This is a genomic window from Roseburia porci, from assembly GCF_009695765.1.
Taxonomy (GTDB): domain Bacteria; phylum Bacillota; class Clostridia; order Lachnospirales; family Lachnospiraceae; genus Roseburia; species Roseburia porci.
Genome location: NZ_VUNI01000009.1, coordinates 1 through 23,567 on the forward strand (window position 1 = coordinate 1; position 23,567 = coordinate 23,567).

The window sequence follows — 23,567 nt, forward strand, 5'->3', positions numbered from 1 at the left end:
CTCACCCGTCCGCCACTCAGTCACAGAACAATCACTCCGAAGAGATCAAGTAAAGTGCTTCGTTCGACTTGCATGTGTTAAGCACGCCGCCAGCGTTCATCCTGAGCCAGGATCAAACTCTCATGTTAAAAAGTTTAATCATGTTCAAAACTTAGCTTGGCTAAATTTATCCTTTGATTTAATGTTTAAAGGTGCATCTTTCGATGCTGTTCGTCAAATCTTTTTGATTTGCCTAAATAATTCTCATTGAATCTTTCAAGGTTTTTCACTGTTCAGTTATCAATGTTCAACCGCTTATCTCGCGGTCAGCTTGATTATATTATCATAATGTAAAATGTTTGTCAACAACTTTTTACATTTTTTATCAAGCGAGCGGAGAAGGAGGGATTTGAACCCTCGCGCCGCTGTTAACGACCTGCACCCTTTCCAGGGGTGTCCCTTCGGCCAGCTTGGGTACTTCTCCAAGTTGCTCGAATCAAATCGAACTCTTATAGAATAAAATACCTTTTTACTTTCATCCAGTAGGTAAACTTTACTCCTGTCAGGATTGCTGTAAAAAGGGAAAACGGAGAGGGTGGGATTCGAACCCACGCGCCCTTGCGGACAAACGGTTTTCAAGACCGCCTCGTTATGACCACTTCGATACCTCTCCATATGCTGTTCTGCACTTGCTCAGTGCAAGAGATATATTATCATCAAAACCAACATGTGTCAACCAATTTTTTCATTTTTTCTCAAAAATAATTCCGCAATATGAATGTCTTCCGGTGTCGTTATTTTTATATTCTCATAGCTCCCCTGTACAAGCTTAACACGACAGCCTGTTGCATATTCCGCAACCATTGCATCATCGGTTATCGCAGGAATCTGTTCTGCGTTCTTTTCCGCCTTCAACACCTTATCATATGCATCGAAAATCAATGGATAGGAAAAAGCCTGTGGTGTCTGTATCATCCAGAGCGTGCTGCGATCCGGTGTATGATCTACATACCCATTCGGATCTGCCACCTTGATCGTATCCTTCACCGGCATAGCTGCGACACAGGCTTTCTGCTGTCTGGCTCCTTCCATCGTTCGTTCAATGATCTCATCATCAATCATCGGTCTGGCTCCATCGTGTATCAGGACATAATCTGCCCCCTGAATCGCTTTCAGCCCTTCAAAAACAGAATGATAACGTTCTTTTCCTCCCGGGACAACCGCTGACACTTTTGTAAAATGGTATTTCTTTATGATTTCTTCTGTGCAATACTCCACATCATCTTTGCCACAGACCAGTATAATTTCCGACACCTTACTCTCCTGAAAGGCCTTCAGACTGTAATAAATCACCGGTTTTCCATTCAGATCCATGTACTGTTTCGGAATATTACTCTTCATTCTTTTTCCACTGCCCGCAGACAATACAATTGCCGCATATGTGCACATTCTACTTACCTCATTTTCATCTGAATTAATCTTTTCCGAAAAAGTACTTCCGGTTTTTATATTCTGCAATACATGGCAGAATCTCTAGCGTTCTCCAAGTTTCAGATTCGGAATCGCGTTCAGATCAAGTCCGTCTCTCTTTCCGGCAAGGAAATCATAGTATGCAGCTGCCCCGATCATAGCTGCATTATCCGTGCAAAGAATTGGAGAAGGATGATAGAACTGCACTCCCTTTTTCCTGCATGCCTCTTCCATTGCAGCACGCAGTGTTCCATTAGAAGCCACTCCGCCTGCAATCGCAAAGCGGTCCATTCCAAACTCATCGATTGCATGCATTGCATGTTCGACCAGCACATCCGTAACTGCTTTCTGGAATGAAGCAGCCACATCGGCCGGGTGAATTTCAATTCCTTTCATTTTGCAGCCATTCAGATAGTTCAAAACTGCGGATTTTAAGCCACTGAAGCTAAAGTCATAGGCTCCGCCCCCGACTTTTGCGCGTGGAAACTGGATTGCATCCGGATTGCCTTCATGAGAGATTTTCTCAATCTTTGGTCCGCCCGGATAGCCAAGCCCAATCGCTCTGGCCACTTTATCAAAAGCTTCTCCTGCTGCATCATCACGTGTTTTTCCAAGGATCTCATATTTGCCGTAATCCGTCACTTTTACAAGATGTGTATGTCCTCCGGATACAACAAGGCATAAAAATGGAGGCTCTAAGTCCTTATTTTCAATATAATTTGCGCTGATGTGTCCCTCAATATGGTGTACTCCAACCAGCGGAAGATTCTTTGCGTAAGCGATTGCCTTTGCTTCTGCCACACCAACCAGAAGTGCTCCAACAAGTCCAGGACCATATGTAACACCGATTGCATCCATATCATCCAGTGTCATGTGTGCGTCCTCAAGCGCCTGTTCGATTACCTGATTAATCTTCTCAATATGTTTTCTGGAAGCGATTTCCGGGACAACACCTCCATAAAGTGTATGAAGTGCAATCTGGGATGAGATCACGTTCGACCTTACATCTCTTCCATTTACTACGACTGCTGCTGCGGTTTCATCGCAGGAACTTTCAATCGCCAATATTTTAATTTCTTTTTCTGGGTTATTCATTTTATTCCTCCACGGTATCCGGAGCTTCTGTCTGATAAAAAACAAGGATTTTCCATTTGCCGTCTTCATCTTTGCGAAGAACATATGTCTGATATGTCTTACTATAGGAACCATTTTCCTTGATAAAATAAGACGCTGACACATATGCTACGTCCGATCCGTTATCTTTCTTATATAAAACGTCATTACTGTCACATACATCATACTGTGCAATAGTCTTCGAATCTGCCTGATATTGTGCAATGTCAGTCTCAACGGAAGTCTTATACTGGTCTTTCGGATTATTCGCCTTCAGATCATCATCAAATAAAGCCAGAGCCTGATCCACCAGTTCGTCCATTTCTTCATCTGTATGTTCTTCACTATAATAGCATTTCAGAATACGGTTATAGAACTTCACAACTTCCCTTGGTGTTTCCGGGTAGTCTGTTTCCAGATTCTTTCCGATCACTTTCTGGACTTCTGTCAGTTTTGTGTCATCCACTGATGGCTTATGGTGTTTGGAAACATAAAAAAATCCACCACAGATCACGCCAATACAGATGAGTGCAATTACAACGATTCCTGCTTTTTTCATTTTCATCCCTCCTGAAATACCAGTTCTACACTTTTTCCATCCTTGCCAAGATACGCATTGTTAAAAATCTCGCGCACCGCCGGCATATAATCTTCTCCACGAATCAGCGATGGCGAAAAATGCGTCAGCCACAATTCCTGAACCTGTGCTTTTTTTGCCATTTCTGCTGCTTCGTAAAATGTCATATGTTTGTATTTCTTCGCCTTTGTAATCTTATCCTTTTCTGCATACATGCCTTCGCAGATAAAAAGATCGGACCCTTCTGCCGCATCCACAATTGCATCCACCGGGCGGCTGTCCGTACAATAAGTGACCTTCAGTCCTTTTCTTGATGGGCCAAGAACCATGTCCGGCGTATAGGTATTTCCATCCTGTTCGACAGTTTCCCCTTTCTGAAGATGGCTCCAGAGTTTCATCGGGACATTCTGTTCTTTTGCACGCTCCACGGAAAATCTTCCGGCACGTTTAATCTCCACCGAATATCCATAGCACACGACATTGTGCTTTACCCGAAATGCATGGATTTCATAACCATTTATGGAAAAATGTGCATCCGGCTCAGTAATCTCAATACACTGAATCTCAAACGGAAGCTCCGGTGCAATGACACGCATTGCCGAAACTACTCTTTCCAGTCCTTTCGGTCCGATAATTGTAAGCGGCTCTGTGCGCTCCGCATTCCCCATCGTAAGTAAAAGTCCCGGAAGTCCGCTGATATGATCTGCATGAAAATGCGTGACACATAAAATATCGATCGGTTTAAAATTCAGTCCTTTTTCTTTAATGGCGATCTGTGTTCCCTCGCCACAGTCAATCAGAAGATTGCTTCCATTGTATCTGAGCATCAGTGATGTCAGCCACCGGTGTGGCAATGGCATCATTCCTGCTGTTCCCAACAGACATACGTCTAACATGTTCTATCCAACTTTCTATTCATTATCAGTGCATCTTCCTTCGGAAGATCATAAAATCCTTTGCGAATGCCTACCGATTCAAATCCGCTCTGTTCATAAACATGGATTGCAGCATCATTTGACTTTCGCACTTCAAGAATGATATTTTGTATCTTTTTCTCTTCAGCAGCTTCCAGCATGGCATGTACCAGGCATTTTCCAGCCCCTTCTCCCCTCATATCAGGGTGTACCGCTACATTTGTAATCTCGCCTTCGTAAGCGGAATAATAGATTCCAATATATCCGGCAATCCTGCCTTCTGTTTCTGCCACAAGAAATTCTGTATAATCCAGCGCCAGGGAATCCAGAAATCCTTTTTCACTCCACGGTCGTGAAAAACACAGGCTCTCAATCTTTGCCACCTGTGGGACATCCGCCTCTGTCATCTGCCGGATCAGCATATGCGAAAATCCCTTTCTTTTTCCTGACGTTCCCGTTCAGCCTGGGATAATCTGAGATAATCCGGTTTGTGATCTCTTGCAGTCTCCACCTGTCCCTTTTCAAACATAACCGCTCCAAGCGCAGCAACAGATGCAGCACGCTGTTTATTGTTGTTTGCCGGAGCAAATGCATATGGAACCACGCAGTGTTCTTCAATATAATCGTGGAATACGTCTACGCCATCTCCAAGGAAAATTGTCTTCCTACCAGTCTGATTCACGCGCTCAATGATTTCATCAATGCCAACTGCACACTGTGGAATGAGTGTATTCAGTTCATTCTCACGAAATTCATAAAGCCCGGTATACGCCTGCTGTCTTCTTGCATCCATAAGCGGGCACACCTGATCTGTTGTTCCCCACATATTATAGGCAAGGGCATCGATCGTTGGTACATGCACAAGTGGCTTGTCCAGTGCAAGTCCAAGCCCTTTTGCAGTTGCCGATCCGATACGGAGGCCTGTAAACGATCCCGGTCCACCCGACACAGCAATTGCATCCAGTGTATTCAGATCCAGTTCGATCATCTTATCCACCGTATCCAGCATTGGAAGCAGTGTCTGTGAATGTGTTTTCTTATAATTGATCGTGTATTCTCCAAGAAGATTATTATCTTCCACAACTGCGACACTGGCAACCAGTCCCGAGCTGTCTAATGCTAATATTTTCATTCTCCAACCTCTTTAATTGTAATCCTGCGGTAGTCAAACCCTTTTTCCAAGTCTTTCTCAATCGTGATCTCTTTGCGTTTCTCCGGAAGTATTTCCTCAATGAGATTCGCCCATTCGATCATTGTAAGTCCTTCTCCGTAGAAATAATCTTCATAGCCAATCTCGTCCATCTCCTCAATGTCTCCGATCCGGTAAACATCAAAATGGTAAAATGGCATGCGGCCTTCCTCATAAACCTGCACAATGGTAAATGTCGGACTGCTGATTGCCTCCGTAATACCAAGACCAAGCGCGATTCCCTGTGTAAAAACCGTTTTGCCGACTCCAAGATCCCCCACCAGTGTATAAACATCTCCCGGCTTTGCTTCAAGTCCCATTCGTCTGCCAAGTTCTGCGGTCTCTTCGGCTGAATATGTTTCAATCGTTGTAATACTGCTCATTGATATCTCCTATTTCATTTTTACACGGAATTTTTCCAGTCTGTCATTGGCAAGCTCTGCCAGCCTGTCATACTGTCCATCCAGCTGGCTTTTCGGAATAATGTAGGCATTCTTACGTCCACTGTAGATCAGCACATTATTCCTGGTGGAAATCATTTTATAGATCTGTTTCCATGGAAGTTCTCCGCTTTCCTCTCCCTGAGTCACGCGGATGCCGTCCTCTGACACTTCATAATGCAGAGTGTCTGCAAGCACTTTGTTGCTCTTTAATGTAAGCTTTGCCTTTGTCCATAAAGTAACCGGGATATATCCGATAAAAATCACAAAGAAAATTCCATACATCACTGCATAACTGTAATTACCATCTTTATAGGAAACTGCTGTCATAATTCCTGCAAGGATAATGATCAGAATGGAAATAATTCCCTGACTTCCTGTATATGTCTGATACAGATTAAAACGATACAGATCCTTTGGCTCCAATTTCACATCAAATTCTACTGTCATCTTATTCTCCCAAATATTTTTTCTGCGCTCATTATATCATTATCCAGAAAAAAAGAAAAGACGCGATTCCCCGCGTCTCTTCTTCCTGTAAATATGCATCTGATCGTATTAATTTTTATTTCCTTTTAATAATGGCGAAATGTGTTTGTAAATCAGCAGTGTAATCACAACACTGATCATACCCTTCAAAAAGGTAAATGGTACATTAAAGCAGATCAGGCACTGAAGGATGGATTTCATTCCAGGTACAATTGCCTGATATGCCGCAAGAATTGCCTCTTTTGGCATGAAATTATAATAGAACGGATATACGATAAAGTAGTTTGACACGATTGAAACCAGTGCCATTACGATTGCTCCCGCAAAAGATCCGATCAATGCGCCCTTTTTGGTCTTTTTAAATTTATAAATTGTACCTGCGGTAAATACAAATACTGCACCCAGGATAAAATTGGACAGTTCTCCGACAAATGCAGTTCTTGATACGGTCATGTGAAGCAGGTTCTTGATCAGACATACGATCACACCACATGCAGGTCCCATTGCAAAAGATCCAATCAATGCTGGAAGTTCGGAAATATCCAGTGCAATAAAGTTTGGCATAAATGGTACACTGAACTCAAAATACATCAAAACGAATGCGATTGCAGATAACATTCCCGTTACCGTCAGATAACGTATATTGCCCGTCTGATTTACTCTTGTGTTGCTTCTTGCTGTTGCTGTTTCATTACTCATAGTCATTCTCTCCTTTTTTATGGGAATTCCAGGAGATTGCTTTACAGGAAAAGAATCTTCCTGTAAAGTAAAAAACCCCGGATCAAAGATCCGGGGCTGTAAGTCATTGTTGTCATACGGATTTAAGCTTTCCGCTTCCTTCCGCATGTTCGATAACTCATCTTCTCTCATCCAGACTATACTGTCGGTTCCGGATTCACACCGGATCGGCTGCCGAAGCAGTTCACGGACTTCCTGTTGCCAGGTTACCGTCGGTCGGGAATCTATGCCTTGGCATATCACCCTGCCCCGAAGAATTCCTATATTTTTTCTACCACTATCATATGCAGTTCATACCCTGCTGTCAAGAGGTTTTCATCATCTCTGCGTATTTTTTATCAATTCGCGATACCATTCTATCCATTCACCTTCATGGTCAGCTGAATCCTCTGCTTCTTCAGGTCAACACTCATGACCTTGACTTCCACAACATCGCCCACGCTTACCACCTCTAACGGATGTTTGATAAAACGATCACACATCTGTGAGATATGCACAAGTCCGTCCTGGTGTACTCCGATATCCACGAAAGTACCAAAGTCGATAACATTTCTTACGGTTCCTTTTAAGATCATACCCGGAGTCAGATCTTTCATCTCGAGTACATCGCTTCGTAAGATCGGCTTTGGCATGTCCTCTCTCGGATCACGCGCCGGCTTCTCCAGCTCTTTCACAATATCCAAAAGAGTGAGTTCCCCGATTTCAAGTTCCTCTGCGAGTGTTTTGGAATTTTTGATCTTACCGGAAATTCCTGCAAGGCTTCTCTCTCGCACATCATCCATCGTATAGCCAAGCTTTGCAAGAAGTTCTTTGGTTGCTGCATAGGATTCCGGATGAACCCCGGTCGCATCCAGTGGATTTTTTCCATCTGTGATGCGCATAAATCCGGCACATTGTTCATAAGCTTTCGGTCCAAGTTTTGCAACCTTCAGCAGTTCACTTCTTGATGCAAATCTGCCATGTTCCTCACGGTAAGCTACGATATTCTTTGCTATGGTTTTGCTGACACCGGATATATACTCCAAAAGTGACGCAGATGCCGTATTCAGATCTACTCCGACCTTATTCACGCAGTCCTCAACAACACCGCCAAGTGCTTCACTCAGCTTCTTCTGGTTCATATCATGCTGATACTGTCCAACACCAATGGATTTTGGATCGATCTTAACAAGCTCCGCCAGCGGATCCTGCAGTCGTCTTGCCATGGAAGCTGCGCTTCTTTGTCCCACATCAAAATTCGGAAATTCTTCTGTTGCAAGCCTGCTGGCAGAATATACGGACGCTCCAGCCTCATTTACAATAATATACTGGACCTGCACCGGAATTTCTTTCAAAAGCTGTACAATGATCTGCTCTGATTCCCTGGAAGCAGTTCCATTTCCCAGGGAAATCAATGTAATATGGTATTTTGAGATTAATTTCTTTAAAACGTTCTTTGCTTCCTCTACTTTGTTCTGCGGCGCAGTTGGATAAATTACCGTCGTATCAAGCACTTTTCCGGTCGGATCAACAACAGCCAGCTTACATCCCGTACGGAATGCAGGATCCCATCCAAGTACAACCTGGCCTGCGATCGGCGGCTGCATCAAAAGCTGTTCCAGGTTCTTTCCAAAAACCTTGATTGCACCATCTTCCGCACGCTCGGTCATATCACTTCGGATCTCACGCTCAATCGCCGGTGCGATCAGCCTGTCATATGCATCCTTTGCAACTTCTTTCAGAATATCCGCTGCGGAACTTTCCCTGCGGATCATCTTCTTCTCCAGGTATCTTAATATATCTTCCTCCGGAGCTTCCACTTTAACATTTAAGATTTTTTCTTTCTCGCCACGGTTTAAAGCCAGTATCCGATGCCCTGCAAGTTTGTTCAGCGGTTCATCAAATTCATAGTACATCTCATATACCGATTCCGCTTCCGGATCTTTTGCAGTCGAAATGATCCGTCCATTTTTCATTGTGAGTTCACGGATTCTTGTCCGATACGCTGCATCATCAGAAACTGCCTCTGCAAGAATATCCTTTGCTCCTGCCAGTGCCTCTTCCGCAGTAAGCACTTCCTTTTCTTCATTGACATATTTTGCTGCCTCCGCCATATAATCACACCCCGGCTGCTGAAGTATGATCAGATTGGCAAGCGGCTCAAGTCCTCTCTCCTTTGCGATTGTCGCACGTGTACGACGTTTTGGACGATACGGACGATACAGATCGTCAACAGCAACCTGTGTCTCTGCTGCAAGGATCTGTGCTTTTAACTCCTCTGTGAGTTTTCCCTGTTCTTCTATACTGGATAATACGGACTCTTTTTTCTCTTCCAGATTTCTGAGATAATTCAGCCGGTCAAACAGATTTCTGAGCACTTCATCATTTAATGCCCCTGTCGCTTCTTTCCGGTAACGGGCAATAAAAGGGATCGTGTTTCCCTCATCGATCAGTTTTACGGCTGCTTCTGCCTGATTTTTCCTGATGTTCAGTTCTTCGGCAATTTTTGCTATAATGTCCATTTATTTTTCCTTTCATGGTCAGATTTATCTTTCCCTATTATATATGACGTGGTAAAATATTTGCAAGAGCGCCCGGACAAAAGTCGGGCATTTGGAGGTTACTTTTTTATGCAATACTCAAATTATCAATCCGGTCCCATGTACCAGCCGCCTGTACCAAATAAACGTTCAGCCGGAATGGAGACCGCTGCTTTTGTACTTGGCATCGTTTCAATCGTGACCTGTACATGTATCTATATTTCTGTCATCTGCGGTGCACTTGCTATCATGTTTGCATTGCTTTCCAAAGGTGGCGCTACATCTATGAGTAATCGTGCACGTTATGCGCTGATTCTTGGTCTGATCGGTCTGATCGCAACCGTCATTATGTATGCCTCAGCTTTTGCCTATGCAATCCACACCTATGGCAGCATTGAGAATCTGTTGAAGGAATACTGCAATCTGACCGGGATGGACTTTAACGAATTATACGGAGATCTTTTTGCACAGTAATACCTTATCCCGGAATCCGGATTCCATAACGGATCAATAACGTATTTTGTACGATGCAGTTTACAAGAATGATTACAAGTCCAATCCACAGATAAATCATACGAAAATGCATACCTGTTTTTCTATGACTTATTTTTCCGTTCGTCTGGCTGACCATAAATATGGTTCCAAGAAAAAATGTATAGCACACAAACGGATGCAGCCGGAGCGACAAAAGCAGCCTGCCATGCATCAATGCACGCACGGCCCTTGTTCCGCCGCAGCCTGGGCAATACAGTCCTGTGAGCATATGGAATGCACACGGCGGATAGTATGCCATCAGACGGACTCCTGTTATTTTTTCAATTAAGGCATAGATGACTGCAGCTATTATAAGCAGCCATCCTGCAATATAAAAGCCGCGATCGATCTCTGGATTTGTTTTCATGCTTTTTCTCCATATCAACTATTTTAGTCAGTATACACACACTTTTATTTTTTTGTCAAAAACACAATCAAAGGAGTACCTATTTTTATGAACCGATCTTCTAAAGAATTAAAAAGACTCGCCAGAGAGAATCTGACTGGTCACTATTCTACCCCGATGGGAGCTTTCGTCTGTGCAAGTGCCATCAGCCTTGCCATTGAACTTCCATTTTCCATGTTGCAGAATAACACCCAGACAACCCTTCAGACAATTGTATTTGGTCTGGCTGAATTTCTGATCGGACTGCTCAGTTCCGTTTTGATCGTTGGTCAGTTTCGTGTCCACCTTTCTATGGCACGGAAACAGCCTTATGAGCTCAAACAGCTTTTCTACGGATTCAAAAATCATCCAGACCGGATCATTTTATGTTCCCTGCTGGTTATAATATTCACTGTGCTTGCCTGCATTCCCGCAATTGCCGGAACGATCTTCTTTCTCCTGAAACAGGGAATTCCAGGTGTCATCGTCTGTGCAGCTACCATGATCATCAGTCTGATCCTGTGCATTCTGCTCCAGCTGATGTTCCAGCAGATCTATTTTCTGCTGCTTGACCGTCAGGACTTAAGTGCCATGGGATGCATCAAAGAATCTGCACGTCTCATGAAAGGACATAAAGGACGCCTGTTCTATATTCTTTTAAGTTTCCTTGGCATGGATATCCTTGTGCTTCTTTCACTTGGCATCGGCTCACTCTGGATCATGCCATATCAGTCTCAGACTTATACTCTTTTCTATCTGGATATCACTGGACAACTTCCGGAAGTATCCGCATCCGGTTCTGCTCCACAGCAGGATCAGCCAACATTTAATGAATATGTATAAACACATATAAAATACTTTAAGGAGGAGTTTCATTATGACTCACAAAAATGATGTAATTCGTGATGCAAGCGTGCTCGGTGTTCCAAAAATGCTTCTGCTCGGTCTGCAGCACATGTTTGCCATGTTCGGAGCAACAATCCTTGTCCCGATTCTGGTTAACAGCTACTTTGAAAGTTCCAGCCAGGTTCTTTCCGTTCAGGTAACACTGTTCTGCGCCGGCATCGGAACCTTATTTTTTCACCTTTGTTCCAAGTTCAAAGTTCCTGCTTTTCTTGGTTCATCCTTTGCTTTTCTTGGTGGATTTGCTACTGTTGCCAACCTTGACTCTGGAATGTATGCCAATATGCCCGACATCGAAAAACTGCAGTATGCATGTGGCGGTATCGTTGTCGCAGGACTGTTATATCTGATTCTTGCACTGATCATTAAACTGGCCGGTGTAAAACGTGTCATGCGTTTCCTTCCACCAGTTGTAACCGGTCCGATCATCATCTGTATCGGATTAAGCCTTGCCCCATCTGCGGTATCCAATGCCTCAACCAACTGGCTGATCGCACTGGTTGCACTTGCCGTTATCATAATCTTCAACATCTGTGGAAAGGGTATGTTTAAGATCATCCCGATTCTTCTCGGTGTTGTAATCTCTTATGCATTTGCATTTATTTTAAACAGTTTTGGTATAACCAACCCGGATGGCTCTGCGATTCTGGACTTTACGAACGTTGCATCCGCAAGTATCGTCGGACTTCCACCTTTCCGTATCTGCAAATTTGACCTGACTGCAATCCTCGTTATGGCTCCGATCGCAATTGCAACCATGATGGAGCATATCGGAGATATGTCTGCAATTTCTGCTACTGTCGGTCAGAATTTTATTGAAGATCCAGGTCTTCACCGTACGCTGATCGGTGACGGTCTTGCAACCTCCTTCTCAGCCCTGATCGGTGGTCCGGCCAACACAACTTATGGAGAAAATACCGGTGTTCTGGAATTAAGCCGTGTACATGATCCTAAAGTTGTCCGTATCGCAGCATGCTATGCCATCGTTTTAAGTTTCATTCCTAAAGTTGCCGAAATCATCGGTTCCATGCCAGCCTCCATCATTGGCGGTGTCAGCTTCATTCTTTATGGAATGATCTCTGCAATCGGCGTCCGTAATGTTGTAGAAAACCATGTAGACTTTACCAAATCCCGCAATCTGATCATTGCAGCTGTAATTCTGGTATCCGGTCTTGGTTTCTCCAACGGACTTACTTTCACCATTGCAGGAACATCCATCACACTGACCTCTCTTGCAATTGCTGCAATCGCCGGTGTTGTATTAAATGCAATCCTTCCTGGAAATGATTATGATTTTGGAAACGATCCTGAAGGAGATGCATCCCGTGGTGTAGATCTTCGTCCTCATGAGCTTGAAGAAGAACTTCGCAAAGAAGCAGAAAAATAAAAACGATATTTATCTCATGGAAACGCAAAAAACGCATGCCGGCAGGATCTTGCTGGCATGCGTTTTTTACATATATTTTTGCATATATTACATTGTTCAATTTCATTTTAAGTGCTTCACAAAGCTTTATTTCTCTATCTGTGTAAGGATCTCATCCATGATTGCATCTGCAACTTCTGATTTTGACATGATCGGAAGTTCTTTTGCTCCCGCTCTCGTGATCAGTGTTACGATATTGGTATCCGTACCAAATCCCGCACCACTCACTTTCAGGTTATTTGCAACGATCATATCTACGTTCTTCTTATCCAGTTTTGCAGTGGAATTCTCAACCATATGCTCTGTCTCCATTGAAAATCCACAAATAAACTGTCCTTGTTTCCTGTGCTCACCAAGATATTTCAGGATATCTTCCGTACGTTCGAGTTCAATGGAAGAATCTCCGTCTTTTTTCTTGATTTTCTCATCCGCAGGATTGACCGGACGATAGTCAGCTACTGCAGCCGCCTTAATAATGATATCCTGGCTGTCAGCTCTTGTTTTTACCTCTCGTGCCATGTCTTCCGCTGAAGTTACCGGAACAACATCAACGAACATCGGAGGCTGGATTGCAACCGGTCCGCTTACAAGTGTCACCTCTGCACCTCGACGCATACAGCATTCTGCCAGCGCATATCCCATTTTCCCGGTCGAGTGATTGGTAATATACCGCACCGGGTCAATCTTCTCCTGTGTCGGGCCTGCTGTAATAAGCACACGCTTTCCTGCAAGATCTTTCTCACTGGCAAGCTCTCTTAAAATGTACTGAAGAAGTGTCTCCGGTTCTGGCATTTTGCCGGCTCCGGTATCACCACATGCAAGATATCCGTTTGCCGGGTCAATAATCTCAAATCCATAATGTTTCAGTTTCTCCAGATTGTCTTGTACGATCTGATTGGTATACATATTCGTATTCATGGCAGGAGATACAAGCTTTGGACATTTTGCAGCAAGAATCGTTGTGGTCAGCATATCATCCGCGATTCCATTGGCCATCTTTCCGATCACATTGGCTGATGCAGGTGCTACCATGAAAATATCTGCACGTTTTGCAAGCGCAACATGTTCCACATTATACTGAAAATTGCGATCAAATGTATCCACCAGACATTTATGACTTGTCAGTGTCTCAAATGTGATCGGATTAATAAAATTCGTTGCATTCTGTGTCATGATGACATTCACGTCCGCATGAAGCTTGACCAGCGCACTCGCAAGATATGCGATCTTATACGCAGCAATACTTCCTGTCACACCAAGCACAACTGTTTTTCCTTTCAGCATAATATAAATCCTCCGTTTCGTTCCTATCCTTGTTATTTAATCGGTTTGATCTTTGTGAGTACTGCTCCGATCGCATATACGATCACTGCAGCGACGATTGCTTCAATTACACCGTTAAAGCTGATTACACCACCAATTACACCAAGTACCGCATTCGCATCAATACTGAGTGCATTGGCATATGCATCTTTGTATAAAACAAAAATTCCGCCCATAACTAACAGTGTGTTAATAAATGCTCCGGAAATTCCGGCATATACAAATGACAGCACATTCGCATCTTTTTTCATGGTTGCGAACTGAAGTACAACAAATATAACTGCAGCAACAATGATGCTGATGATCAGATTGACACTCTCAGCCATGTTTCCATCTGACATTTTTGCGATAAAAGCATGAAGTCCAAATCCAAGCAGTACACATACTGCAAGATTTAAAATAATTCCCCATAGTTTTTTGCTTTCTGATGATAATGCCTTTTTGATCAGCATATATACAAAATATGGCAGTACACCTACTAAAATACGTGGTACAAAGCAGATAAATAAGCTTTTAAAAATTCCTGCTGTTCCGACTACGCTGCTCGCAAGTACCGGTGAAAATACAAACGCAGACAGTGATGACGGCATAATCGTATTTTTAATAAAACTTGTGAATCCAAATACAAACCCAAGAAATGCTCCTTTTTTCGGGCCGCAGAAAAGTGAGCCTAAGATTACCGGGATATGTATGATCGTTGCATTGATTACTACGAGTGGGATATATCCCAATGGTGTGAATGCCATGATAATAATAATGGCAGTGAATAGACTGGTCAGTACCAGTTCAGATGTTTTGTTGTTTCGCATTGCTTTTTCCTCTCATTCCAGGTAAGATCCATTTTTGGTCTCTTCCTCTTTTTTGCAAATGCAACTATTTTGCATTTTCTGTCTTTCCAGGGTCAGATCACTTGATTCCAGAATCCGGTAACCAGTCATCTTTCCCATAATATCACTGCAATAATGATTTGTAAACAAAAACAGCCATGCCTTACGGCATGACTGTCTCTATAAGTCTACCTGAGCAGGTAAATTATTTACCTAATTCAGCTTTTAACTGAGCAGTAAGTGCTGGAACGATCTTGTTTAAGTCTCCAACGATACCATAATCAGCTACATCGAAGATTGGAGCATCAGCATCTTTGTTGATTGCGATGATGATGTCAGACTCTTCCATACCAGCTACGTGCTGGATTGCTCCGGAAATACCGATTGCAAAGTATACGTTTGGACGTACTGTTTTACCAGTCTGCCCTACCTGATAATCCTGTGCTAACCAGCCGTTCTCTACAGCAGCACGTGAGCAGCTTACCATTCCGCCTAATACGTCAGCAAGCTCTTTTAACATACCGAAGTTCTCAGCGCTTCCAACTCCACGACCACCAGATACAAGGATCTTAGCGTCCATGATGTTCTCAACGTTTCCAACTGCCTTAACAACTTCTTCGATCTCAACATATTTGTTGTTCTCTTTCAGTTCTGGATTGAACTCTACAACGTTTGCTTTTGCACCTTCGATTGGAGCGATCTTCTGCATAACACCAGGACGAACGGTTGCCATCTGAGGACGGTTGTCTGGACATGCGATTGTAGCAATTGTGTTTCCACCGAATGCAGGACGAGTCATCAGTAACTGATTGTGTTTCTGCTGATCTTCTTTACCTGGAACTGCTACTAATGGGAAATCTCCGATCTCAAGCATTGTACAGTCTGCAGTAAGACCTGTCTGTACTCTTGCAGATACAGTAGGACCTAAATCTCTACCGATTGCTGTAGCACCAACTAACATGATCTCTGGTTTGTACTCATTGATAACAGCTGTTAAAGCCTGTGCATATGGCTCAGTTCTGTATGTCTCTAATAATGGATTATCAACAACGATTACCTTATCAGCGCCATATACTGCTAACTGATCTGCTAAACCTTTTACGTTGGATCCAAGAAGTACTGCTGTTACCTCAGTATTTAAATCTTTTGCTAATTCTTTACCTTTTCCAATTAACTCAAAAGCGATTGGACTAATTTCATTGTCAACCTGCTGTGCGTAGATAAATACGCCCTTATATTCTTCTAAACCCATTTTTTTCACCACTTTTCTTTCAGAATGTTAGATTACATGTTTCTCTTTTAATTTGTCCATGATATAAGTTACGGATTCTGTTGGATCAAGAGTAACTTTCTCTCCAGCACCTTTACGAACTTTATCAGAAGCTTTTGCGATCTTTGTTGGTGATCCCTTTAATCCAAGGTTTGAATCATCAACATCTTTCAGATCAGCTCTTCCCCAAACAGTTACTTCTTTGTCATATGCATCGAAGATTCCGCCTGGAGTCATGTATCTAGGTGTGTTTAATTCAGAAAGTGCTGTAACTAAGCAAGGCATTTTTGCTTTCAGCATATGGTATCTGTCTTCATACTGACGTTTTACTACAACAGAATCTCCCTCAACTTTGATATCCTCTGCATAAGAGATTACAGGGATTCCAAGATGCTCAGCGATCTGTGGTCCAACCTGTGCAGTATCTCCATCGATAGCCTGACGTCCTGTGATGATCAGATCATAATCGATGTTTCTTAATGCACCAGCGATTGTTGTAGATGTTGCCCATGTATCAGCTCCACCTAAAACTCTGTCTGTTACAAGTACTGCATGATCAGCTCCCATAGCTAAAGCTTCACGAAGTACATCATCAGCTTTTGGAAGTCCCATAGTAAGTACAGTTACTTCTGCACCTGTCTGTTCTTTAATTCTTAATGCTGCCTCAAGACCAGCTTTGTCATCTGGGTTCATGATAGCAAGCATAGCTGCTCTATCAAGAGTTCCGTCTGGGTTGAACTTAACGCCGCCCTTTGTATCAGGAACCTGTTTAATACATACTACGATTTTCATGTATTTGTTCTCCTTCTATCTTATTCTACAAGCTTTTATACCGCTCTTTGTGATTACTTAAGTAATGAACCAGAAATAACCATACGCTGAACTTCTGAAGTTCCTTCGTAGATCTCTGTGATCTTAGCATCACGCATCATACGCTCAACATCGTATTCTCTGATGTATCCGTATCCACCGAATAACTGAACAACTTCTGTTGTTACAGCCATTGCTGTTTCTGCTGCGAATAATTTAGCTTTGGCAGCTTCTACAGAGTAAACTTTCTGTGTAGCTTTTGCCATAGCAGCTTTGTATACTAACAATTTAGCAGCTTCAATTCTTGTAGCCATATCAGCTAACTTGAACTGTGTATTCTGCTGCTGAGCGATAGATCTTCCGAACTGTTTTCTCTCTTTTGTGTAAGCGATTGCTCTCTCTAAAGCACCTTCTGCGATTCCAAGTGCCTGAGAAGCGATACCAATACGTCCACCATCCAGAGTATGCATAGCGATTGGGAAACCTTTTCCCTGTGGTCCTAAGATGTTCTCTTTTGGAATTCTGCAGTCTTCGAAAATTAATTCGTATGTAGAAGATCCGCGGATACCCATCTTCTTCTCTTTTGTTCCGAAGGAGAATCCTGGAGCATCTTTGTCTACGATAAATGCAGAGAAGTTCTTTTTCTTTCTTCCTCTCTTGTCTTCTGTAATGCTTGTGACAGCGATTACAATGTAAACATCAGCAACTTTACCGTTTGTGATGAAGCATTTTGATCCGTTTAATACCCACTCGTCACCGTCTAATACAGCTTTTGTCTGGCATCCCTGAGCATCTGTACCAGCACCTGGCTCTGTTAAACCAAATGCACCGATCTTCTCACCTGTTGCAAGTGGTCTTACGTATTTCTGTTTCTGCTCTTCTGTACCATATGTCATAATCGGGTCAATGCAGAGAGATGTATGTGCAGATACGATAACACCTGTTGTTGCGCATACTTTTGATAACTCTTCTACACACATAACGTATGTTAATGGATCACAACCCTGTCCGCCGTATTCCTTTGGAACCGGGATTCCCATGAATCCATATTTTGCCATTTTTGCTACTGTCTCAGCTGGGAACTGCTCTGTTTCGTCAGTCTCCTGTGCGAGAGGTTTTACTTCTGTCTCAGCGAACTCTTTGAAAAGAGTGCGAGCCATCTCATGTTTCTTGTCTAAAGTGAAATCCATGATTTCCTATCCTCCTTGTTTTTCATAGGAAAATGCATTCCTGTCCGGAGTGCATTTTCCTGATCTTTTTATTAATTACTGAGCATCCACTGGTGTTTTTGTGCGGTCAGCATTGTATACATAAAATCCTTTTCCGCTCTTAGCACCAAGGTTGCCACCACGAACCATTTTACGGATCAATGGGCATGCACGATATTTGCTATCGCCTGTCTCTTTGTAAAGTACGTCCATGATTGCAAGGCAGATATCAAGACCAATGAAATCTCCTAACTCTAATGGTCCCATTGGATGGTTAGCACCAAGTTTCATAGCTGCATCGATACCAGCGATATCTGATACACCTTCCATTTTGATGAAAGCTGCTTCATTGATCATTGGGATTAAGATACGGTTAACAACGAATCCAGCTGCCTCATTAACCTGTACTGGTGTTTTTCCGATTTCAACAGAAATCTTCTTAATTGCTTCAACAGTCTCATCTGGAGTATTCACACCAGCGATAACCTCGATTAATTTCATACGGTCTGCCGGGTTGAAGAAATGCATACCAACCATTGGACGGTTCAGGCCGTTTCCGATCTCTGTGATAGAAAGGCTTGATGTATTAGAAGCGAAGATACATTCTGGTTTTGCAATCTCGTCTAACTCTTTGAATGTTGTCTTCTTAACCTGCATATCTTCGAATGCAGCTTCAACGATCAGATCGCAGTCTTTGCAAAGGTCTTCTTTTAAACCAGGAGTAATCTTTGCTACGATAGCGTCAACTGCTTCCTGTGTCATTTTTCCTTTCTGAACAAGTCTTGCATAGCCTTTCTCGATTTTGGCTTTACCATTCTCAGCCCACTCCTGCTTAATATCGCAAAGAGCTACTTCATAGCCTTCTGTCTGGGCAAATGCTTTTGCAATACCCTGTCCCATGGTTCCTGCACCAATTACACCAACTTTCATGTTAGTACCTCCTGATTATAATTAAAAATTAATGTAAATCAGCTGTCATACCTGAAGTGGCATGACAGCCGTTATTTTATTCTGATTATCTCTCAACGATTGTAGAGCAGCCCATTCCACCACCGATACACAGTGTAGCAAGACCTCTCTTAGAATCTCTCTTCTGCATCTCATGTAATAATGTAACAAGGATACGGCATCCGGATGCTCCAACTGGATGTCCAAGTGCGATTGCACCACCGTTAACATTAACTTTAGACATGTCGAATTTCAGATCTCTTGCAACTGCGATAGACTGAGCAGCGAATGCTTCGTTAGCCTCGATCAGATCGAAGTCATCGATTGAAAGTCCTGTTTTAGCTAATACTTTCTTTGTAGAAGCAACTGGTCCAACACCCATGATCTCTGGCTCAACTCCGCCGAGTGCTCCAGCTACCCATGTAGCCATTGGTGTAACACCAAGCTCTTTTGCTTTCTCTTCGCTCATTACAACGATTGCTGCAGCACCATCATTGATACCAGATGCGTTACCAGCTGTAACAAGTCCGCCCTCTTTACCAGAGCAGCATCTTAATTTAGACAGAGACTCAGCTGTTGTTCCAGCACGAGGTCCTTCATCTTTCTTGAATTCAACGATCTCTTTCTTAACCTTAACAGGTACAGGAACGATCTCATCATCGAATTTGCCTTCAGCGATTGCTTTCTCGCATTTCTGCTGGCTGTTTGCTGAGAACTCATCAAGTTCTTCTCTTGTGATTCCATATTTATCACATACGTTCTCTGCAGTAATCATCATATGATAATGATTGAATGCATCTGTTAATGCATCGTTAACCATTGTATCGATGATTGTTGCATTGTTCATACGATATCCAAAACGAGCTTTTGTCATAGCATATGGAGCCATAGACATGTTCTCCATACCACCAGCAACAACGATATCAGCCTCTCCAGCCATGATCATTGTAGCTGCGTCGTTTACACATTTCAGACCTGATCCACATACAACGTTTAATGTGATTGCTGGAACTTCGATTGGTAAACCAGCTTTGATAGAAGCCTGACGTGCAACGTTCTGTCCCTGAGCTGCCTGGATTACACAACCCATTTTAACTTCATCTACCATCTCTGGTTTTACGTTTGCTCTTCTTAATGCTTCTTTGATAACGATTGCTCCTAAGTCTGCTGCTGGAGTATTGCTTAATGCTCCACCCATCTTGCCGATTGCTGTACGACAAGCACCTGCTAAAACAACTTTTCTTGCCATGTTCGTCTCTCCTTTATTTTTAAATTTAAATTAGTGCCAAAAAATGCTGTTAATTTTTTAACAAACTCATAATAGCACATTCTATTCATAAAATCAATGGATTTTACAATTCTTTCTATAAATTTTCTAATACATTTCTAAAATTTGTCTTAAAAAACAAAAGTCTGTCACATGAACACGATAAAACGCTAACGTATCTATCATAACTCCTGTAACAGACTTCATCTTTTTTCTGAATATCTTTATGTAATTTATACAAAATCTCTAGTAGAACACATGATGTCCGATCACGGTTCCACTGATCACTCCGGTGTTTACACGGAAATACAGACAGCTTACCGTCCGGTTTCCCCCGAGGACCTCTCTTGCCGCTTTCATGCATCTGGCTGTCGGCCCCCTGTCTAACATATAGGCAAGTCTTCCACTGGCAACCGGTGAAAACTGATTTTTCTGATAAATAACTCCCGTGATTGTGTCCGGAAAGTATTTACTTTCCACACGGTTCAGGACAACGCTTCCAACTGCCAGCTGGCCTGCATAAGGTTCTCCCTCCGACTCACAGTCGATGATGCAGGCAAGAAGATATACTTCACTTTCCGAAACATTTGCAAACGGATTATCATCGATATCCGTATCAGTTCCGGGATCTGTTGTTCCAGGATTCGTATTGTTTCCCGTATTATCAGAACCGTTATTATCTCCCGACCCCGGCTGCGTATCTGTGCCACCATTATTGTCTCCATTCTGATCACTTCCAGATGTATCACCTGCATTATCCGGATTCTGAGCCTGTTGTTCATTCTGCGCCTGCTGTTGTCTTTTTGCTTCTTCTCTTCGCTGTTTTGCAGCTTCCTGTTCCTGACGGAGTTCTTCCTCCTGTTGTTTGATCATCGCCATATTAGCAGCATCTTCGGCAGCTTTCTGCTCCTCCATCTGCCGCTCAAATTCTTCCATCGCTGCAATCTGATCCGCATACTGGTCCGCCTGCTGCTGGCTTTCCTGCTGCGCATCGCTGGTATCTTCAAGTTCACTCTGTCTGCTTGCAATGACCTGATTCAGATCGTTTTCCTTATTCTTCAGTTCTTCCTGGGAAGCTAACAGTTCTGTCTTCTGCTGTTCAAGTGTATCTTTATAAGAAGCGATCGTCTGCTGCGTTTCCTGATAAGTGTTTAACATATTTCTGTCATATGCACTGACATCGGCAATATACTGCACGCGGTTTACAAACTCCGCAAAAGAGCCCGCTTCCAATAATGTGATCCAGATGGAACGATCCGAATTCTCGTACATGAACTGGATTCTTTTCTTCATGTCCGCATACTGTTTGTCTGCCGCAGCCTGTGCATCAGCAAGAAGTTGCTCAGATTCTGTTATCTTCGCTTCTGTCTCGGAAATCTTGTCCTGGATCTCTTCGATCGAGGAACCAATATCACCGAGATCTGAATTCATATCTCCGATTGATGCCTCAAGCTTTTTCTTTGCTTCTTCAAGCGCATCTGCACTGTCCTGTGCGTCCTGCTGTTTCTGCTTCATATCCTCAATGGATTCGCTTGTATCACTGTTGCCGGTCTCTGCCGCGCCCGCCGGGATCGCTGCTGTTGCGACCGCCATGCATACCGCTGTCGATAAACAGATTGCTTTTATCATATGGTGTTTTGCCATAATGTTCCCTTATTTCTCCCGTTTTTTTCAAATATTTTTTCCGTTTGGTTTATCCTTATCATAGCAGATTGTACAAATCCTTTCAATATAAATGCATATTGCTGCCCCCTGTTTTCTCCATTTTCACACATTGTTTTTCGAACCTCATTATGTTAAAATTGTATTTATATAAATACATGAGATTTCGGCTACAAGGGGGGACAAATATTATGCAATTTATCCGTACTGAGAATTTAAAACCCGGCATGCGTCTGGCAAAACCAATTTATAACAAAATGGGAATCCTTCTCTATGACAGGGATTCCAAACTGACTGCGCCTGCCATCAACAGCATCCATAATTTCGGGCTGATTGGTATTTATATTCTTGAACCGGCAGAACCGCTCCCTCCTCTGTCCCAGGAAGATATTGAATTCGAGCAGAATCAGACGATCTATATGTTCAAGCTCCGCGACTGTCTGGACTCTATTAAGACCGGCAAACTGCCTGCAAGCTTTCATGAACTGATCGACCATATTATCTCTCATTACGGTTCTTTGAACCATCAGATTAATTTTACCCAGAATCTCCGCAGTTCGGATGATTTTATTTACAAGCATATGATCAATACCGCAATCCTTACTGCAATGATTGCACATAAAATGAATTTTAAAAGGGACTTTCAATCTGCAATGGTAACTGCTGCCCTTTTATACAACATCGGATATCTTTATGTTCCAAAGACTGTCCTGATCAAAGGAAGCCACATGACAACCGGCGACCGCGATACGATCCAGCTCTGCCTTGAAAAAGGCTATGAAGATCTGAATGCCCATTTTGACCGTACACAGCTTGTCGATCGTTCTATGGCGCTCATTGAATATTTCATTTTCCGCAAGAGCGTAAAACGTAAGATTAACAAAGCCAATCAGGATCTGATTGCCATGTCTGCAGTTTTACAGGTTGCAGATGAATACGATATTTTAACTGCTATGAACATCGATTATGCTCCGGTTTCCGAAATTATTGCTATGCAAAAGCTCCAGGAAGATCCGGATAATTATCAAAAAACGATTGTAGATGCTCTCGCCGACTGTATCCACATTGTCCCGGCCGGAGCAAGCGTGGATCTGTCCAATGGCAAAAAAGCAATCGTACTTGTGGAGAATCCAAATGACTTCATGAAGCCACTCCTTCTTCGTATCGACAATAATCAGCTTTATGATTTAAGCAATCCAACCATTGCACGTCATATGCAGATTACAGATATCATGAAGACAATGGACAACCGCATCGCAATCAATGAAGATACTTTAAAACTGTTTGTTGCAGATGACCGGATCAAAGAAACCGCCAAACGGTTCCATGATAAAAAAATGCGTTCTGAGCATACTGCAAAGACTGCCATTCCAAAATCTGCTGCAGCGTCACCAGCCACTTCCAAAGCCCCAGATAAGAAAGCGGCTTCTCCAAAAGAGGTCTCCAAACCAGTTGCGAGTGCTGCACGATCCACTCCAAAAACAGCCGCGCCTTCGATGGAAGTTCCACCAACAACCAAGGCTCCACGCCGGAAATTACTCTAATTGTTGCTTTTAAAAAAGAGAATGAAAACCCC

At 42.9% G+C, this 23,567-nt stretch carries 23 protein-coding genes, 2 tRNA genes, 1 rRNA gene and 1 riboswitch; of the genes, 4 read left to right on the plus strand and 22 right to left on the minus strand.

From position 1 onward, the window contains the following. From FYJ75_RS06690 to FYJ75_RS06750, 13 genes are all read right to left on the minus strand, one after another. Positions 1-128 (minus strand): 16S ribosomal RNA (locus tag FYJ75_RS06690); the annotation flags it as partial. Positions 129-373: 245 nt separating this feature from the next. Next, a tRNA-Ser gene (locus tag FYJ75_RS06695) sits at positions 374-463 on the minus strand. A 103-nt stretch (positions 464-566) separates the two neighbouring features. Next, positions 567-652, minus strand: a tRNA-Ser gene (locus FYJ75_RS06700). A gap of 59 nt (positions 653-711) precedes the next feature. Continuing rightward, positions 712-1,428 (minus strand): 2-C-methyl-D-erythritol 4-phosphate cytidylyltransferase, encoded by a 717-nt coding sequence (ispD, locus tag FYJ75_RS06705; protein WP_154429698.1) that lies wholly within the window; start codon positions 1,426-1,428, stop codon positions 712-714. Between the two features lie 84 nt (positions 1,429-1,512). Next, positions 1,513-2,544, minus strand: coding sequence for a tRNA (adenosine(37)-N6)-threonylcarbamoyltransferase complex transferase subunit TsaD (gene tsaD / locus FYJ75_RS06710; RefSeq protein ID WP_154429699.1), 1,032 nt, complete (start codon positions 2,542-2,544; stop codon positions 1,513-1,515). 1 nt (position 2,545) lies between these two features. After that, complete coding sequence (locus tag FYJ75_RS06715) at positions 2,546-3,121, minus strand: DUF6715 family protein (protein WP_154429700.1); 576 nt, start codon at positions 3,119-3,121, stop codon at positions 2,546-2,548. A 2-nt stretch (positions 3,122-3,123) separates the two neighbouring features. Beyond that, the gene (locus tag FYJ75_RS06720; protein WP_154429701.1) at positions 3,124-4,035 is read right to left on the minus strand and encodes a ribonuclease Z; all 912 of its coding nucleotides are present in this window, start codon (positions 4,033-4,035) and stop codon (positions 3,124-3,126) included. Beyond that, on the minus strand, positions 4,029-4,475 hold the full coding sequence (gene rimI, locus FYJ75_RS06725; RefSeq protein WP_154429702.1) for a ribosomal protein S18-alanine N-acetyltransferase: 447 nt from the start codon (positions 4,473-4,475) through the stop codon (positions 4,029-4,031). Before rimI ends, FYJ75_RS06720 begins: the two co-directional genes overlap by 7 nt. Beyond that, entirely contained in the window at positions 4,469-5,185 is a 717-nt protein-coding gene (gene tsaB, locus FYJ75_RS06730) for a tRNA (adenosine(37)-N6)-threonylcarbamoyltransferase complex dimerization subunit type 1 TsaB (RefSeq protein ID WP_154429703.1), read from the minus strand. Before tsaB ends, rimI begins: the two co-directional genes overlap by 7 nt. Beyond that, the gene (gene tsaE, locus FYJ75_RS06735; protein WP_154429704.1) at positions 5,182-5,625 is read right to left on the minus strand and encodes a tRNA (adenosine(37)-N6)-threonylcarbamoyltransferase complex ATPase subunit type 1 TsaE; all 444 of its coding nucleotides are present in this window, start codon (positions 5,623-5,625) and stop codon (positions 5,182-5,184) included. Before tsaE ends, tsaB begins: the two co-directional genes overlap by 4 nt. Positions 5,626-5,634: 9 nt before the next feature. Next, the gene (locus FYJ75_RS06740) at positions 5,635-6,132 is read right to left on the minus strand and encodes a YcxB family protein (RefSeq protein WP_154429705.1); all 498 of its coding nucleotides are present in this window, start codon (positions 6,130-6,132) and stop codon (positions 5,635-5,637) included. Between the two features lie 108 nt (positions 6,133-6,240). After that, positions 6,241-6,870: an ECF transporter S component gene (locus FYJ75_RS06745; protein ID WP_154429706.1), complete on the minus strand. Its 630-nt coding sequence runs from the start codon at positions 6,868-6,870 to the stop codon at positions 6,241-6,243. Positions 6,871-7,025: 155 nt separating this feature from the next. Next, positions 7,026-7,170, minus strand: a riboswitch (FMN riboswitch). Between the two features lie 95 nt (positions 7,171-7,265). After that, positions 7,266-9,410 (minus strand): Tex family protein, encoded by a 2,145-nt coding sequence (locus FYJ75_RS06750; protein ID WP_154429707.1) that lies wholly within the window; start codon positions 9,408-9,410, stop codon positions 7,266-7,268. Between the two features lie 108 nt (positions 9,411-9,518). Between FYJ75_RS06750 and FYJ75_RS06755 the strand changes: the two genes are divergently transcribed. Further along, complete coding sequence (locus FYJ75_RS06755) at positions 9,519-9,902, plus strand: hypothetical protein (protein WP_154429708.1); 384 nt, start codon at positions 9,519-9,521, stop codon at positions 9,900-9,902. A 4-nt stretch (positions 9,903-9,906) separates the two neighbouring features. Here FYJ75_RS06755 and FYJ75_RS06760 read toward each other — a convergent pair whose 3' ends face one another. Then, complete coding sequence (locus FYJ75_RS06760) at positions 9,907-10,329, minus strand: DUF2752 domain-containing protein (protein ID WP_154429709.1); 423 nt, start codon at positions 10,327-10,329, stop codon at positions 9,907-9,909. A gap of 87 nt (positions 10,330-10,416) precedes the next feature. Here FYJ75_RS06760 and FYJ75_RS06765 point away from each other — a divergent pair, with 87 nt between their 5' ends. After that, positions 10,417-11,190: a DUF975 family protein gene (locus FYJ75_RS06765; protein ID WP_154429710.1), complete on the plus strand. Its 774-nt coding sequence runs from the start codon at positions 10,417-10,419 to the stop codon at positions 11,188-11,190. 34 nt (positions 11,191-11,224) lie between these two features. Next, a complete protein-coding gene (locus tag FYJ75_RS06770) occupies positions 11,225-12,637 on the plus strand; it encodes a uracil-xanthine permease family protein (protein WP_154429711.1) in 1,413 nt (470 codons plus the stop codon). A gap of 126 nt (positions 12,638-12,763) precedes the next feature. Here FYJ75_RS06770 and coaBC read toward each other — a convergent pair whose 3' ends face one another. The 8 genes from coaBC to FYJ75_RS06810 all read right to left on the minus strand — a co-directional run bounded on the left by coaBC (position 12,764) and on the right by FYJ75_RS06810 (position 21,973). Continuing rightward, on the minus strand, positions 12,764-13,960 hold the full coding sequence (gene coaBC, locus FYJ75_RS06775; protein WP_154429712.1) for a bifunctional phosphopantothenoylcysteine decarboxylase/phosphopantothenate--cysteine ligase CoaBC: 1,197 nt from the start codon (positions 13,958-13,960) through the stop codon (positions 12,764-12,766). A gap of 32 nt (positions 13,961-13,992) precedes the next feature. Further along, positions 13,993-14,808, minus strand: coding sequence for an ECF transporter S component (locus tag FYJ75_RS06780; RefSeq protein ID WP_154429713.1), 816 nt, complete (start codon positions 14,806-14,808; stop codon positions 13,993-13,995). A 223-nt stretch (positions 14,809-15,031) separates the two neighbouring features. Next, on the minus strand, positions 15,032-16,078 hold the full coding sequence (locus FYJ75_RS06785) for an electron transfer flavoprotein subunit alpha/FixB family protein (protein WP_154429714.1): 1,047 nt from the start codon (positions 16,076-16,078) through the stop codon (positions 15,032-15,034). Between the two features lie 27 nt (positions 16,079-16,105). Next, the gene (locus FYJ75_RS06790) at positions 16,106-16,888 is read right to left on the minus strand and encodes an electron transfer flavoprotein subunit beta/FixA family protein (protein WP_154429715.1); all 783 of its coding nucleotides are present in this window, start codon (positions 16,886-16,888) and stop codon (positions 16,106-16,108) included. 53 nt (positions 16,889-16,941) lie between these two features. Next, positions 16,942-18,096: an acyl-CoA dehydrogenase gene (locus tag FYJ75_RS06795; RefSeq protein ID WP_154429716.1), complete on the minus strand. Its 1,155-nt coding sequence runs from the start codon at positions 18,094-18,096 to the stop codon at positions 16,942-16,944. Between the two features lie 75 nt (positions 18,097-18,171). Further along, positions 18,172-19,044 (minus strand): 3-hydroxyacyl-CoA dehydrogenase family protein, encoded by an 873-nt coding sequence (locus tag FYJ75_RS06800; RefSeq protein WP_154429717.1) that lies wholly within the window; start codon positions 19,042-19,044, stop codon positions 18,172-18,174. 85 nt (positions 19,045-19,129) lie between these two features. Continuing rightward, a complete protein-coding gene (locus FYJ75_RS06805; protein WP_154429718.1) occupies positions 19,130-20,311 on the minus strand; it encodes an acetyl-CoA C-acetyltransferase in 1,182 nt (393 codons plus the stop codon). 264 nt (positions 20,312-20,575) lie between these two features. Then, positions 20,576-21,973 carry a cell wall hydrolase gene (locus FYJ75_RS06810; RefSeq protein ID WP_235907028.1) on the minus strand — a complete coding sequence of 466 codons (1,398 nt, stop codon included), beginning with the start codon at positions 21,971-21,973 and terminating at the stop codon, positions 20,576-20,578. Between the two features lie 209 nt (positions 21,974-22,182). Here FYJ75_RS06810 and FYJ75_RS06815 point away from each other — a divergent pair, with 209 nt between their 5' ends. After that, on the plus strand, positions 22,183-23,535 hold the full coding sequence (locus FYJ75_RS06815; protein ID WP_154429719.1) for a phosphohydrolase: 1,353 nt from the start codon (positions 22,183-22,185) through the stop codon (positions 23,533-23,535). The last annotated feature ends 32 nt before the right edge of the window (positions 23,536-23,567 follow it).